Genomic DNA, 14,094 nt, shown 5'->3' on the forward strand with positions numbered 1-14,094 from the left:
TCTTGCATAGTTAGAGTTGCGGCAATGGTTCGATTTTTAATGGCGATACTGGGGGTTTTGCTCTCGCTCGGCGCGCACGCCGAGGTCTTGGTCGCCGTACCTCAAGATGTACTCAATGATTACCAGCGACTCGTTGCCGAGCGCAAAGTCGAGGATATTCGGGATTACCGCGGTGCTGGCTCGCGGCGGGATACCGTTGAGGTGATTTTGTTTCAGCAGGCTTTGCGCTTAGGTGGATATCAGCAGCGGATTCAGTTTGTGCCAGTGGATAGCTATCAGCGCAATCTGGTCGAGGTCGAAAATGGCCGCGTGCTGGCTACCGCGACGACGGTCTGGGCGGCCGATGTGAAAGACAGCGCAGCCAAAAAATCGAACGCGATGATTCAGGATGGCGAATATGTGGTGGGATTTTATGTCGCCGCCAGTAATCGTGCCTTGCAAAGCGCGGATTTAAAGCGGCTGCAAACCCTGTCTGCCGTGAGTAATCAGAATTGGAAAAATGATCTGGCCGTGCTCGATAGTTTGGACATCCGTCGGATTCAAACCGCCCCCACTTTCCCAATGATCGCCAAAATGGTCGCCGCCGGGCATGGTGATTTCACTTTGGCCTCGTTCAAATCCGCCCCCGATATGCGGTATGAAATTGATGGGGTTCGGCTCTTGCCGGTGCGGGGCTTGAAAGTGGCGATGCCAGGCAGTCGGCATTTTCTGGTTGCACCGAGTCCAGAAGGCGAGCGACTGCGCGCGGCTTTGGATAAAGGCATTATGCAACTGCGCCAAGAAGGACGGATTCGCCGCGCCTATACCGATGCAGGGTTTTTCAATAGCAAAGTAGAAAGCTGGCGCTTGCTCAACCAGAAATAACCTTGCTTCTTTTGAGTTGCTTTCATGATTATGTGTCGTGAACATGGCTTAGTTTTAAGACCAATATATACCTGTAAATAATACAATTTTTCCTTTCTGAATTTGTATGTTTATGGCTGGTGCTTTAAGTGGTGATTACTTGTTTTTTGTAAAAAAGCTAACGGTGGCAAAGGTTTACCAAAATTGTGATTGATTTTGAATATTAAAAAACAAGTAAGGTTTTGATGGCGGAAGTAGCGAGTTTTATGCTAATGCAATAAAAATAAATACCAATTAATCTGGAAAAATGGTAGTGGCTACTTTGAAAATCCTGCCGTACGTCGGATTGTATATAGGGTAAATTGCGTATAAGCCGCATGTTTGCTAAGTATTAGTTTATTAGAGTTTTCTAATAATGTTTAACTCCGAAAAACACTGTAGTAGGATCATTGCAAGTCAAAAGCACCTAGTGCGGAGTGTATGCAATGGAACTCGTCTATTCACTACCTGTGATCGGTAAACCAAGTTTTAAATTTGCAGAATGGGTTTCTAGTGTTCCCCGTATTTGGAAAGAGCGCGTTGCCATTTATGCCTTGTATATTGCTCTGATGGCGGCCATGCCAAGGCTCTTGAATTTCATGATGGATTTGGGTCTGATTCGTTAATTTGAGCAATGCTCGGATACGCTCATCATTTTGGTTTGGATTAATGTTCAGATTTTATGATTAAGCGCCGAATCCAACAGTCGCCATGCTAGGCTATAGCGGCTAGGCAACTCGGGCAGCGCAGCGAGGGAAAACCACTGCGCATCTTCAATTTCGCCCTCTTGGCAGACAATGTCACCCGACTCATAGTCAGCAATAAAGGCAAGCATCAACGAGTGCGGAAAAGCCCAGCTTTGGCTGCCAAACCAGCGCAGGTTTTTGATCCGTACGCCGACCTCTTCGAGTACCTCACGGTGTGCACATTGCTCCAGGCTCTCGCCCGGCTCGACAAAGCCCGCGACCGCGCTGTACATCCCCGCTCTGAAATGCGGCGAGCGCGCCAGCAGCAATTCCCCATTAGACCCATCTCCACGCCGAATCAGCACCATGACGGCGGGGGAAATGCGTGGCCAGACTCGATGTTGGCAGACGCTGCATTCACAAGCCACTTCGGTGCTCAGGATCTGATTTCTGCCGCCGCAAAGACCACAAAAGCGATGCGTGCGATAAAAAGTCGCAATCTGGCTGGCGCGCCCAGCCAATAGCCACAGAGCTTCGCCGATGGCTTCGTAACTGGCGCGCAGCCCCATTTTCTCTAACTCTGGCGGCAAAGCGTCTTGTTCAGGCCAAATGGCAATTTGCACCGCTTGCCCTTGCCAGTACCCAATAATCAGGCATTGCTCAGGGGCGGGCATGTTAGCCAACGCGGCGGGCTTGGCCAATTCTCCCTTATCAAAAATCAGGGTATCGCCATGTAGGCCAATGAAGATCGAATCTGGCAAGATAATCTGGATAGGGGTATGGCTGGGCGTAAAGTCGTCGGGCAGCATGGGCAAGGTCTTGGTCTGAGGGGCGAACATACAGGCTGACGCACTGAGCGCGGCAGAGCTTGAATCAGTGTACCAAAACTTGCGGCCTGATTTGCGCTCATGCGGATGTCGCCAATTGACAGCTGAGCAAGAGAATTCTGATTTGTCTTTGAATTTAAACAATTCTGTAATGTTAGTCTTTTAGAATCAGCGTCATATAAAGCCCAAGCTGGGCTGAGAAACCACAGAACTGATTGAGAGAATAGCCATGAAACGTACTGCACTAATCGCGATTTTGCTCGCGGCCGCCTCTATTTCAACTGCCCAAGCATCCGACGTAGCTTGCGTATGGGGTTGTTTGGCGATGAAAGCCAAAGCAGCCATTGATGCTGATGCGGCTTTGAAGCCATTTGATATCCAAGTAAAAGCGGTGGATACCTACGATGTAAAATTAAGCGGTTCAGTGGATGAAGGCGAGCAAATGGCGCACGCAGGCGAATTGACCGAGCAAATCAAAGGCGTTCGTTATGTCTTTAACGATCTGATGCCAAAAAACTAATTAGCTAGTTTTTCGCAAAACAAAACCCCGCCTCGCGGGGTTTTTGCATTTTTGCGGTATCGTATGGCCCTCTTTCAGCTTTAAGCCCGCAGTGGCCATGATGCAGCCTTGGTTTGTTTATATTCTGCAATGCCGTGATGGCAGCCTTTACACCGGTGTCGCCGTCGATGTCGCAAAGCGCTTTGCCGCGCATCAGGCCGGGAAAGGCGCCAAATATACCCGCGCCCATCCTCCCGATTCAATTGCGCTGATTTTGCCGTGTGCGAATCGCAGCGTGGCGCAAAAAATCGAATATGCAATTAAGCAACTTAGTACGGCAGAAAAACGTGCCTTGCTTGATGGTAAGAACGCGGCGCTGATGCCGCGCTTTACAATTGATTCGATGGGTATGTGGATGGAGGCTATATAAAACAAGGATCTTGTTTGAATACCCTGGATTGGTCTCTCTGAGCTGACTTTACCGTTATTCTTCAGTGAGCGGCGTTTTGGGCGCATCCAGTGTCGTGATGGTTTTGCGCAAAAACAGCACCAACAATAAGCCGGGAACGGCGACGGCGACCGAGAACACAAAGAAATTCGCCCAGCCCAATGCCACGACCAAATAACCCGAGGCGGGGCCAACGTAAACGCGGCCAAAGGCGGCGAGCGCCGAAAGTAAGGCAAATTGGGTCGCGGTAAAGCGCGGGTTGCACAGACTCATCAGCAGCGCGACCGCAGCCGTCGTACCCATGCCGCCAGCCAGATTTTCCCCGCCAATCGCAAAGTACAGCAGGCCTAAGCTGGGAGCACCGTGCAGCGCGATCAACCAGTAGCCCAAATTAGTCAGCGCCTGCAACACGCCAAACACCAATAACGAGCGATACAAACCCCAACGCACCATCAGCACCGCGCCGGCAAAACCACCAAGAATGGTGGCGATCATGCCAAAGATCTTATTCGCCGAGCCGATTTGCGTTTTCACATAGCCCATATCGAGCAGGAATTTGGTCGATAGGCTGCCGGCAAAGGCGTCGCCTAATTTATAGGCAACGACCAATGTTAATAGCAAAATCGCACCGTCGCGGCTGAAAAACTCGTGCAGCGGCTCGATAATCGCTTCACGCAGCGAACGCGGCGCTTGGTGGATGACCTCCGGCTCGGGTGAGAACAAAGTCACCAGCGCCATTGCCGCCATAATCGCGGCCATTACCCAATAAGTTTGCTGCCAGCTTAAAAAGCCATCCGCCAAAATGAGCGCCAGCGCACCTGAGGTCAGCATCGCCATCCGATAGCCAAACACGCCAACGGCCGCACCCGCGCCACGCTCGGTTTGATGCAGTGTTTCGGTGCGATACGCGTCGATGACGACGTCCTGCGTCGCGGAAAAAAACGCAACCAGCAGCGCCAGTACGGCAAAAGTCGCCAGATGCGTTTGCGGATCCAGCCCACCCATAAAGGCAATCGCGCCTGCTAAGGCAAGCTGGGTCAGCAGCATCCAGCCTCGACGGCGCCCCAGAAAAGGCATTGGGAAACGATCAATCAGCGGCGACCATAAAAACTTCCACGTGTAGGGTTGGCCGACCAAGGTAAACCAAGCGATGGTTTTAATATCCAGCCCCGCATCCGACAACCACGCTTGCAGCGTCGAGCCGGTGAGCGCCAGCGGCAAGCCGGAAGCAAATCCCAAAAACATCGCCGCGGCGATGCGGCGATTGCTGAAAACTGCAAAATAATTTTGAAAGTTCATTGGGGTATGGGCTTCTGTTCTTTTTATTGATTGGCTTTGACGGCAATACAGGGTGATGTATTTAGGCTAAAGGGTAATCGTAATCCACAATCAAAGGCGCATGGTCGGAAAACTTTTCGTCTTTATAAATACTGGCTGCTTGCGCCGTAGCTGCCAGTGCTGGCGTTGCAATTTGGTAATCAATCCGCCAACCCACGTCTTTCGCATACGCTTGGCCGCGATTACTCCACCAGGTATAGCCGGGGATGGTAGGGTATAGCGTGCGCCAAGTATCGACCCAGCCGCTGCTTAATAATTGCGTCAGCCACGCGCGCTCTTCGGGCAGAAAGCCCGAGTTTTTCAGATTGCCTTTCCAGTTTTTCAGGTCGATCTCGTTGTGCGCGATATTCCAGTCGCCCATGATGATCACGTCGCGGCCAGACTCGCGCAGCTCATTCAGGCGTGGCCAGAAGCGTTCCAGAAAGCTAAATTTTACGTCTTGACGCTCTTCTGATGACGAACCGGATGGCAGGTAAAGCGACACGATCGATAGCTTGCCAAAGCGCACTTCCAGATAGCGACCTTCGGCGTCGATGTCCGCTATCCCAAGGCCCGTAATCACTTCGTCGGGCTCGTGGCGACAATACAAGCCCACACCGCTATACCCTTTTTTTTCGGCGTAATGGAAATACGCATGAAATTGTGCCGGCGTATGTTCGGGTTTGAGGTCGGCGGCTTGCGCTTTCAATTCTTGCACGCCGACCACATCGGCATTTTGGCTGCTAAGCCAGTTAAAAAAACCTTTGGTGGTGGCAGAACGTATCCCGTTCAAATTGGCAGAAATGATGCGCACGCGGCGTTTCCTTGTTCAATCAATGCTATGCTTACGGTTATTGTGAAATTACGCTTTAGGACTATGCCATGACCAACTTCCGTCAAGATTTCATCCGCTTTGCCGTTGCGCAAAAAGTACTCTGTTTTGGCGATTTTATCACCAAAGCGGGCCGTAACTCGCCGTACTTCTTTAATGCGGGTCTGTTTAGCGACGGTACGTCGGTCGGCGAATTGGCCCGTTTTTATGCGCAAGCGGCACTGGCGTCTAAAGTTCAATTTGATGTGCTGTTTGGGCCTGCCTATAAAGGCATTGTGCTGGCGTCAGCAACGGCAGTGGCACTGGCGAATGCAGGTCACAATGTGCCCTTCGTGTTTAATCGCAAAGAAGCGAAAGATCACGGCGAAGGTGGTGTATTGGTTGGCGCGCCGCTGAAAGGCCGCGTGATGATTATTGATGATGTGATTTCGGCAGGTACTTCGGTGCGTGAATCAGTGAATATGATCCGTGCCGCAGGCGCAGAACCAGCAGGGGTCTTGATTGCGCTCGATCGAATGGAGCGTGGCCTAGGCGAGCTGTCGGCGGTGCAGGAAGTAGAGCAGCAATTTGGTATTCCAGTAATTCCTATTGCATCTTTGCAAGATTTACTGACTTTCCTTGCAGACCAAGAAGGAATGACTGAGAATCTAGCGAAAGTTCAAAACTACCGTGCTCAATACGGTATACAGCAAGGTTAATTCATGCGGCATTGGCTCGTTTTAGCGTTGTTATGTACGACAGCACTGGCTGCCCAGGCGGGCAGCCTTTATCGCTGGGTTGATGAAAATGGCAAAGTGCAATACAGCGATAAACCGCCGACAGGGCACAGCAAGGATTTAACCCAGCTTGATAAATCAGGTCGGGTTCGTAATGCGGGCGACAATATGACCGAGGCTGAACGTGCTGCCGAAGCAGAACGTCAGCGCGTGCAGCTTGAGCAGCGCCGCAAAGATCGAGCCCTGCTGCAATCGTTCTCCAAGCCTGAAGAAGTCGATTTGCTGCGCGATCGCCAAATTGAAGCGGTTGAAGCGGGCAAGCAAACCAATCGCTTGCGCCGGCAAACGCTTGAAGAGCGACAAGCGCGACTGCAAAAACAGGCCGATCGCTTAAAACAGAATAAAAAGCCCGTCCCCAACGATTTGCAAACAGAACTTGATCTAAATCGTAACGAGATCAAGGCAATTGATGAATCATTGGTTCGCCAGGATCAGGAAATCTTGCAGATTAAGGCAAGGGCTGAGGCGGATAAGTTACGTTTGATTCAATTGCGTAGCATTTCGCCCAATTAAACTGCCCACACGATATCCTTGACTGCATATACGGGTTTTATCGTGTAGGTGAGCGACCTACTTAATGGCAAACTGCACTCCAACATTTAACTTGATGACAGATATGACTACTTCTAACGCTGCGCCACGTATTGTTCTAGGAATTGATATAGGTGGAACCGGCATTAAGGGGGCCCCTGTGAATGTTGAGACAGGTGAGCTGGTGGCCGATCGCTTACGTATTGATACGCCACAGCCTGCAACTCCCGAAGCGGTGGGCAAAGTGGTGAAGGTGATTGTGGATCACTTTGCCTGGCAAGGCCCTGTTGGCTGTACCTTCCCTGCGATTGTGCATAACGGTGTCACCATGTCGGCCGCCAATGTTGATCAGAGCTGGTTTCACGCGCCAGCACAAGACATTCTGGCCAAGGCGACAGGTTTGCCTTTGATTGTCTTGAATGATGCGGATGCCGCAGGCTCGGCTGAGGTAATGTTTGGTGCAGCCAAAGGTCGTCATGGCAAAATTATCGTGATCACCTTGGGTACTGGGATCGGTAGCGCCTTGATTGTTGACGGTAAACTCATCACCAATACCGAGTTTGGTCATTTGATTTTCCCGAAAGACACTATTGCTGAAAAATACTGCTCAGCCAAAGTCAAAGAAGACAAAGATTTAAGCTGGAAAGAGTTCAATCCGCGCCTGAATGCTTACCTTGAGCATTTACAACTATTGTTCTCGCCTGATCTGGTGATTATCGGTGGTGGGATTAGTAAAAAAGGCGAGAAGTTTATTCCAGAGATGAAAAACCTGCGTTTTGAGTTGGTTGCGGCCACTTTGAGAAATGAAGCGGGGATTGTTGGTGCGGCACTTGAAGCGGCGAAACAATTTAAGGTTTGACGGGGTATTGCTTTGGAAGCTATATCTGGCCTTGTGTAAAAGGCGATACATCAAAGCCCAGCATGCGCTGGGCTTTGTGCTTTAATGGGTTTGAAATACGGAAATTGCCGAGTCGAGGCGCAGCGCTTGAGTGCGCATTTCGCTAGAGTTTTGCGACAGGCGATTTGAAAGTGCTCGATTTTCCTGCACATCAGTATCAATAGCGGCAATCGATTGGCTCATATCGTCGACCCCCAGGCTTTGTTCGCGTGACGCATTATCAATCTCTTGCAGCATGTGCGTCAGACTGGATACCTGCTCGACAACGCCATGTACTTGGCTCGCCGATTGGGTTGCGAGTTGATGACCTTGATGAATTTCGGTGACCGAGGTATCAATCAAAGCCTTGATTTCCTTGGCAGCGCTCGCCGAGCGCTGAGCCAAATTCCGCACTTCAGCCGCGACAACGGCAAAGCCTCGTCCCGAATCCCCCGCGCGGGCCGCTTCGACCGCGGCATTGAGCGCCAATATATTGGTTTGAAATGCGATGCCATCAATCAGGCTGGTAATGTCGGCAATTTGCCGTGCACTTTGGGTCAGCCGCGCCATGGCTGCGGTCACGCGATCCATGGTTTCTCGGCCTTGATTGGCTTGAGAGGATGCTTGCTTGGCCAGCTGACTGGCTGCGGCAGTGGTTTCGGCGTTGCGCTTCACCATCGAGCTAATTTCAGTGGCCGTTTGCGCGGTGCGCTCCGATGACTCGGCTTGGCGGCGGCTACGCTCCGCTAGCTCGGTATTGCCGCTGACCAGCGAATTGACGGTTTCGGCAACAGCACTTGATGCGCCGCGTATTTCGCTGATGATCTGGCTGAGTTGCGCGATGGTGGTGTTGGCATTGTGTTGGAGTTCATCAAAAATCCCGCTACGTTGCCCCGTCATGTGCTGCGTGAGATCGCCGTGGGCGAGGGCAGAGAGAATCTGGCTAATGTCATTGAGCCCTTGCTCATTGGTACTGATCAGCTGATTTAGATTTTGACCCAGCTCGGCGAAAAAGCCGGTTTTCCCATTTAAATCAATTCGACCAGATAAATCACCATTGGCGGCTGAAATGACTAACTCGGCAATTTCACTGGCCGTCGCGAGCTCAGCAGTCCGATCTTGCCATTCAACGACTTGGCCGACGATTTGATCATGCGCATCTCGAATCGGGCTGAGTGTCACGGTATAGCGCCCATCGCCGAGTTGTACATCGCCGTTGCGCGTCTGTTCAGTAATACCTTGCAGCTTAGAATTGCTATGCAGCAATTGCGACAGCGGATAATTACTGAGTGCGCTTGGGTGAGCTAAACCTGCGCGCAGCGTAAAATTTGCGTCCGATGCCAAGTTGTAATAGATGATCCGCCCATCGCGATCCGCGATTTGCACGGGAGTAGATACTTGGTCGAGCGCTTGTTTCACCCGTAAAGTAAAGTCTGCATCTTGCGCCGCTTGTTGCATGCGTTCGCGGACGTGGTCGATTTCAGTCGAAATCATCGATTTCAGCCCTTTCATATTCTCCATTTGTAGGCTGTATTCACCTTGGGTATAGAGACTGGTTAAAGCCGCCATTTTCATTTCGATGCCGGTATGCGAACGCACAAGCTCATTGACGCGTTCGGCCATTTCTCGATAACCACCGTTAAATTTCTCGCTCGGTAGTGTGTGGTGAATATCGCCATCTTCATGCGCATTGGCCATTGCAATTTGCTCTTGGCTAAAATCGCGCAAATTGCGCACAAGCTGACTTAGCCCAGTGTTGAGCTCGGCTAATTCATCCTTGCCATCGAGGATAATGGGGTCCGCAAACTTGCCATCCGCGACGTTTTGAAACGATGTTTTCAGGCGCTCTAGATTGCGTTTCGTCGAAAGATAAAACCCCGCCAGCAACCACGCCGCACTCAGAAAGGCAATGAGGGCGACTCCGAAAGCAAAGGCCAGTTTGATTTGACGGCTGTGAATCCGTTCGGCCAATAAACCACTCAATTGCGTAAAGCCTGTTGAATTCAGATTGCTGGCTGACTGAGCAATTTGTAGGTTTAGCGCTGTAAATTGAGTTGACTCGGGGTGAGGTACTTGCTGGCTTTGTAATGGCTGCACAATGTGTTGTTGATACCGCGCTAAATAGGCGTTGAGTTGTGTGGCTAAGGGTGCCCATTGTGTTTTCAGGATGGCACCAACTTGAGGTTCAACTACGGTGATTTTGTCGATGCTGCTGCTCATTTGCGCCATCGTCTCTGTAAGTCGATCAGGCGCAGACAGTAAAATCAGTTGCGATTTCTGCTGCTCGAAATGTCCACCGATCAGCTCACTTTGTGCATGATGTAAGGTGTCGAGCAGCGAAGGCAATTTGGAAATAATCAAATCTCCGACATAGTAGCTGGCTGTTTCGGGGTCGAGCACGAGATTTGAGTTGTCGTTGAGCTGTGAAATCAATGCCAATGCGGCTGCACTGACTTGCCCCTGAGCCGCCGCGCCCAAGCTTGCTTGTGAAATCAGCTTGTTGATCGGCTCACTCAATTGTAGTGCTTCACCATGCGCTTGATTGGCGGCTTTGAGCGCGCTGAGCAGATCACCATTGATACGAGCACCATCCCCTGTTTGAAGGCTTTGTTGCCAAAGGGGAGTAATGATTTCTAGGAGCGCCACGCCACGTTGCTCTTGCTGGGCGAACTTAATGTCATCATGACCTGCGAGCCACACAAACATCAGCAGCAATAGCGTAGGGATGGCAAACAGCGTTGAAACTAAGAGGAATTTTTTGGGATAGCGTAGTTGATCCATCAGGCGGGTGGCGGGTGCAAGCACGGCTATATTCCTTTGGGGGTAGGGTCATCTTTAATGTAGAACAGACATGCGCAATTGCTAAGTTATTCATGGCGGGGATGAATATCAATCATGCTTACTCAAGTGACTGTTTTAGCGTAGAATATTGCCCCTTTACCGCTGTTTGAGGCCGCGCGCCATGCTTTACCCTACTCGTTATGATGTGATTGTTGTTGGTGGCGGCCATGCCGGCACCGAAGCTGCGCTCGCCAGCGCACGCATGGGGCGCAAAACCTTGCTACTTACGCACAATATCGAGACGCTAGGGCAGATGAGCTGCAATCCGTCGATTGGCGGCATTGGCAAAGGCCATTTGGTGAAAGAGCTAGATGCATTGGGCGGTGCGATGGCGCTGGCGACCGATATGTCGGGCATCCAGTTTAAAACGCTCAATTCCAGCAAAGGCCCCGCGGTACGCGCGACGCGCGCGCAGGCCGATCGCATCCGCTACAAAGCGGCGATTCGCCATATGCTGGAAAACCAAGAAAATCTCGATTTATTTCAGCAAGCGGTCGATGACCTGATTTTGGACGGTGATAAAGTCGTCGGCGCAGTTACGCAAATCGGCATCGAGTTTCGCGCCAGCGCCGTCGTGCTAACGGCAGGGACTTTCTTGGGCGGCAAAATCCACGTTGGCCTCGAAAACCACGTCGGCGGTCGCGCTGGCGATCCAGCCTCAATCACGTTGTCACAAAAACTACGCGAATTACAATTACCCGTTGGCCGCCTGAAAACCGGCACGCCGCCGCGCATCGATGGCCGTACGATTAATTTCGACGTACTCGGTATTCAGCCCGGTGATACGCCAGAGCCGGTATTTTCATTGCGCGGCACGCGCGAGATGCACCCGAAACAATTACCGTGCTGGATCGCGCATACCAACCTGAAAACGCACGACATTATCCGTAGCGGTTTTGATCGCAGCCCGATGTTTACCGGCAAGATCGAAGGCGTTGGCCCGCGCTATTGCCCAAGTATCGAGGACAAAATCAACCGCTTTGCTGATAAAGAAAGCCACCAGATTTTCCTTGAGCCTGAAGGCTTGGATACCAATGAATTTTATCCGAACGGCATTTCGACCAGCTTGCCGTTTGATATTCAGCTCGCGGCTTTGCAGTCGATTGAAGGCTTGGAAAATGCCCGCATCCTGCGCCCGGGTTATGCGATTGAGTACGATTATTTTGACCCGCGTGCGCTGAAAAATAGCTTTGAATCCAAAGCCATCAAAGGCCTGTATTTTGCCGGCCAAATTAACGGTACGACGGGTTATGAAGAAGCTGCGGCGCAAGGCCTGTTTGCGGGCTTGAATGCAGCGCTGTATGCGCGCGACGAAGCGCCGTGGTGTCCGGGTCGTGACGAGGCGTATCTAGGGGTATTGGTCGATGATCTAATCACCAAGGGCGTTACCGAGCCATACCGCATGTTTACCAGCCGCGCTGAGTTCCGCCTGCAATTGCGTGAAGACAATGCCGATTTGCGTTTGACCGAACATGGTCGTCGCCTTGGCTTGGTTGGTGATGAGCAATGGAAATTGTTTAGCGAGAAGCGCGATGCGATCGCCAGCGAATTTGAGCGTCTGAAATCGACATGGGTGAATCCGCGGATTTTGGCTGCGGCAGAAGCCGAACGCGTGCTGGGCAAAGCGATCGAGCGTGAATACACGCTGGCCGAGTTACTGCGTCGCCCCGAAGTGAACTACGCCAGCTTGATGAGTTTGGAAGTGGCCGGCCCCGGTGTGGCGGACGAGAAAGTCGCCGAGCAAATCGAAATTCAAGTGAAGTACCAAGGTTATATCGAGCGCCAGCAAGGTGAAGTCGCCAAGCGTGACACGCTGGAAGATGTTGCCTTGCCGGAAGATTTTGACTTCACCCAAGTCCCGGGCTTATCGAAAGAAATTCAGCAAAAATTGAGCACGCAGCGCCCGCAAACGCTGGGTATTGCCTCGCGGATTTCTGGCGTGACGCCGGCGGCGATTGCGCTCTTGGTGGTGTACATCAAGAAAAGTCGCATGGCTGCGGCGGCTGACGGATCAATAGCAAAGGATGTGCAATGAGCGACGTAATGAATGGCCAATTGGCCGCGATGCTGGCGCAAGGCTTGGCGGAAATGGGTTTGCCGCTGGATGAGGCGCAGCAGAGCAAATTGCTGGCCTATGTGGCCTTGCTGCAAAAATGGAATAAAACCTACAGCCTGACGGCGATTCGTGAGCCTGAGCGCATGGTGACGCATCACTTACTCGATTCGCTCGCGCCACTCAAATACTTGCCTGAAGGCGCGCTGCGCATGGTCGATGTCGGCTCGGGTTTTGGCACGCCCGGCATTCCGTTTGCGATTGCCCGTCCGGATTGGCAGCTCACTTTGCTTGATTCCAACCATAAAAAAACGACTTTCTTGCGTCAGGCGATTCTGGAGTTGCAATTACCGAACGTTAGTATCATCACTGGCCGCGTTGAAGCCGTGCAGCCTGAAGCAAAGTTTGACGTGATCACCTCACGCGCCTTTGCCGATTTGGGTGACTTTATTCGCTGGACGGAGCACCTGCTGGCTGAAGGCGGTGAATGGGCGGCGCTAAAAGGGGTATATCCTCACGAAGAAGTTGCTGGTTTGCCTGCAAGCGTATACGTCGATCATATTGATGCCTTGCAAGTGCCGGGTTTGGATGCAGAACGTCATTTGGTGCATATTCGCAAGCAGGCATAAATGCGGCGTTTCGTCGCCAGCACAAAGATTTGCCATCAAAAATAAGTGCTGTCCGAGTAAACTAGCAGCTTCGGTGAAAGATCTGCCTGAGCATGTGAGAGTGGTTTGATGAAAATATTGGCGATTGCGAATCAAAAAGGGGGCGTTGGTAAAACCACGACCGCCGTCAATCTGGCTGCGAGCCTTGCTCATTTGGGCAAACGCGTGTTGCTGGTTGATCTCGATCCGCAGGCCAACGCCACGATGGGCGCTGGGATTGATAAAACCAAGCTGCGTCATTCGGTGTACTCGCTGCTGATTGGCGATTCTGAAATTACCCAGACGATTAAAAACTCAGAGTCGGGCGGCTTTGACGTGCTGCCTGCGAGTCGCGATTTGGCGGGTGCTGAAGTCGAGCTGGTGGATGCCGAAGCGCGCGAAACGCGCTTGAAAACCGCGCTGCTGCAAGTTGCAGCGCAATACGACTTTATTATTCTCGATTGCCCGCCGGCGCTGAATCTGCTGACGCTCAATGGTTTGGTGGCCGCCGACGCAGTGATGATCCCGATGCAGTGCGAATATTATGCGCTGGAAGGGTTGTCGGATTTGGTCAATACGCTCAAACGCATCAAGCTCAATTTAAATCGCAAAATTGAAATCGAAGGCTTGCTGCGTACCATGTTCGACCCGCGTTCAACCTTGGCGCAGCAAGTGTCTGATCAGTTGGTGAAACACTTCACCAGTAAGTTGTATCACACGGTGATTCCCCGCAATGTTCGTTTGGCCGAGGCGCCTAGCTACGGTCGCCCTATTTTGGCGTACGACAAATCTTCAAAAGGCGCTCAGGCGTACTTGCAACTCGCCGAAGAATTGCTGGCGCGGCATAATTCGCTCGAAGCAGTCCCCGCGATGTAATG

14 protein-coding genes are annotated in these 14,094 nt (G+C 51.7%); 10 read left to right on the plus strand and 4 right to left on the minus strand.

Annotated features, from left to right (window positions below; translation table 11 throughout):
* Window positions 1-24: 24 nt before the first annotated feature.
* Window positions 25-864, plus strand: a complete 840-nt coding sequence (locus HQ393_RS14290; protein WP_179355846.1) for a transporter substrate-binding domain-containing protein — start codon at window positions 25-27, stop codon at window positions 862-864.
* A gap of 464 nt (window positions 865-1,328) precedes the next feature.
* Complete coding sequence (locus tag HQ393_RS14295) at window positions 1,329-1,508, plus strand: hypothetical protein (protein WP_179355848.1); 180 nt, start codon at window positions 1,329-1,331, stop codon at window positions 1,506-1,508.
* A gap of 47 nt (window positions 1,509-1,555) precedes the next feature.
* Here the strand turns inward: HQ393_RS14295 and nudC are convergent, their stop codons facing one another.
* On the minus strand, window positions 1,556-2,407 hold the full coding sequence (nudC, locus tag HQ393_RS14300; RefSeq protein ID WP_246307899.1) for an NAD(+) diphosphatase: 852 nt from the start codon (window positions 2,405-2,407) through the stop codon (window positions 1,556-1,558).
* Between the two features lie 217 nt (window positions 2,408-2,624).
* Between nudC and HQ393_RS14305 the strand changes: the two genes are divergently transcribed.
* Window positions 2,625-2,915, plus strand: a complete 291-nt coding sequence (locus tag HQ393_RS14305; RefSeq protein ID WP_179355850.1) for a BON domain-containing protein — start codon at window positions 2,625-2,627, stop codon at window positions 2,913-2,915.
* Between the two features lie 97 nt (window positions 2,916-3,012).
* The gene (locus tag HQ393_RS14310) at window positions 3,013-3,324 is read left to right on the plus strand and encodes a GIY-YIG nuclease family protein (RefSeq protein ID WP_246307900.1); all 312 of its coding nucleotides are present in this window, start codon (window positions 3,013-3,015) and stop codon (window positions 3,322-3,324) included.
* Between the two features lie 54 nt (window positions 3,325-3,378).
* Here HQ393_RS14310 and HQ393_RS14315 read toward each other — a convergent pair whose 3' ends face one another.
* Both HQ393_RS14315 and HQ393_RS14320 read right to left on the minus strand, forming a co-directional pair.
* A complete protein-coding gene (locus HQ393_RS14315) occupies window positions 3,379-4,641 on the minus strand; it encodes an AmpG family muropeptide MFS transporter (protein WP_179355851.1) in 1,263 nt (420 codons plus the stop codon).
* A gap of 61 nt (window positions 4,642-4,702) precedes the next feature.
* Window positions 4,703-5,473: an exodeoxyribonuclease III gene (locus HQ393_RS14320; protein WP_179355853.1), complete on the minus strand. Its 771-nt coding sequence runs from the start codon at window positions 5,471-5,473 to the stop codon at window positions 4,703-4,705.
* A 68-nt stretch (window positions 5,474-5,541) separates the two neighbouring features.
* Here HQ393_RS14320 and pyrE point away from each other — a divergent pair, with 68 nt between their 5' ends.
* The 3 genes from pyrE to ppgK all read left to right on the plus strand — a co-directional run bounded on the left by pyrE (window position 5,542) and on the right by ppgK (window position 7,657).
* Window positions 5,542-6,189, plus strand: coding sequence for an orotate phosphoribosyltransferase (gene pyrE / locus HQ393_RS14325; RefSeq protein ID WP_179355855.1), 648 nt, complete (start codon window positions 5,542-5,544; stop codon window positions 6,187-6,189).
* Between the two features lie 3 nt (window positions 6,190-6,192).
* Window positions 6,193-6,780 (plus strand): DUF4124 domain-containing protein, encoded by a 588-nt coding sequence (locus tag HQ393_RS14330; RefSeq protein WP_179355857.1) that lies wholly within the window; start codon window positions 6,193-6,195, stop codon window positions 6,778-6,780.
* Between the two features lie 103 nt (window positions 6,781-6,883).
* Complete coding sequence (gene ppgK, locus HQ393_RS14335) at window positions 6,884-7,657, plus strand: polyphosphate--glucose phosphotransferase (RefSeq protein WP_179355859.1); 774 nt, start codon at window positions 6,884-6,886, stop codon at window positions 7,655-7,657.
* 81 nt (window positions 7,658-7,738) lie between these two features.
* On the opposite strand, the gene HQ393_RS14340 is transcribed toward ppgK, so the two are convergent.
* Window positions 7,739-10,480, minus strand: coding sequence for a methyl-accepting chemotaxis protein (locus tag HQ393_RS14340; protein ID WP_179355861.1), 2,742 nt, complete (start codon window positions 10,478-10,480; stop codon window positions 7,739-7,741).
* A 157-nt stretch (window positions 10,481-10,637) separates the two neighbouring features.
* On the opposite strand from HQ393_RS14340, the gene mnmG reads away from it, so the two are divergent.
* From mnmG to HQ393_RS14355, 3 genes are all read left to right on the plus strand, one after another.
* Entirely contained in the window at window positions 10,638-12,551 is a 1,914-nt protein-coding gene (gene mnmG, locus HQ393_RS14345) for a tRNA uridine-5-carboxymethylaminomethyl(34) synthesis enzyme MnmG (protein WP_179355863.1), read from the plus strand.
* The gene (gene rsmG, locus HQ393_RS14350; RefSeq protein ID WP_246307902.1) at window positions 12,548-13,198 is read left to right on the plus strand and encodes a 16S rRNA (guanine(527)-N(7))-methyltransferase RsmG; all 651 of its coding nucleotides are present in this window, start codon (window positions 12,548-12,550) and stop codon (window positions 13,196-13,198) included. The genes mnmG and rsmG overlap by 4 nt, the downstream gene beginning before the upstream one ends.
* A gap of 108 nt (window positions 13,199-13,306) precedes the next feature.
* Complete coding sequence (locus tag HQ393_RS14355) at window positions 13,307-14,092, plus strand: ParA family protein (RefSeq protein ID WP_281361498.1); 786 nt, start codon at window positions 13,307-13,309, stop codon at window positions 14,090-14,092.
* The last annotated feature ends 2 nt before the right edge of the window (window positions 14,093-14,094 follow it).

The organism is Chitinibacter bivalviorum (assembly GCF_013403565.1).
GTDB classification, from domain to species: Bacteria; Pseudomonadota; Gammaproteobacteria; order Burkholderiales; family Chitinibacteraceae; genus Chitinibacter; species Chitinibacter bivalviorum.

Bases quoted from the DNA above. Each gene is read 5' to 3' on its own strand.
- HQ393_RS14310 (WP_246307900.1), top strand. From the start codon at position 3,013: ATGATGCAGCCTTGGTTTGTTTATATTCTGCAATGCCGTGATGGCAGC.
- rsmG (WP_246307902.1), top strand. From the start codon at position 12,548: ATGAGCGACGTAATGAATGGCCAATTGGCCGCGATGCTGGCGCAAGGC.
- HQ393_RS14330 (WP_179355857.1), top strand. From the start codon at position 6,193: ATGCGGCATTGGCTCGTTTTAGCGTTGTTATGTACGACAGCACTGGCT.
- HQ393_RS14290 (WP_179355846.1), top strand. From the start codon at position 25: ATGGTTCGATTTTTAATGGCGATACTGGGGGTTTTGCTCTCGCTCGGC.
- HQ393_RS14305 (WP_179355850.1), top strand. From the start codon at position 2,625: ATGAAACGTACTGCACTAATCGCGATTTTGCTCGCGGCCGCCTCTATT.
- ppgK (WP_179355859.1), top strand. From the start codon at position 6,884: ATGACTACTTCTAACGCTGCGCCACGTATTGTTCTAGGAATTGATATA.
- mnmG (WP_179355863.1), top strand. From the start codon at position 10,638: ATGCTTTACCCTACTCGTTATGATGTGATTGTTGTTGGTGGCGGCCAT.
- HQ393_RS14355 (WP_281361498.1), top strand. From the start codon at position 13,307: ATGAAAATATTGGCGATTGCGAATCAAAAAGGGGGCGTTGGTAAAACC.
- HQ393_RS14295 (WP_179355848.1), top strand. From the start codon at position 1,329: ATGGAACTCGTCTATTCACTACCTGTGATCGGTAAACCAAGTTTTAAA.
- nudC (WP_246307899.1), bottom strand. From the start codon at position 2,407: ATGTTCGCCCCTCAGACCAAGACCTTGCCCATGCTGCCCGACGACTTT.
- HQ393_RS14315 (WP_179355851.1), bottom strand. From the start codon at position 4,641: ATGAACTTTCAAAATTATTTTGCAGTTTTCAGCAATCGCCGCATCGCC.
- pyrE (WP_179355855.1), top strand. From the start codon at position 5,542: ATGACCAACTTCCGTCAAGATTTCATCCGCTTTGCCGTTGCGCAAAAA.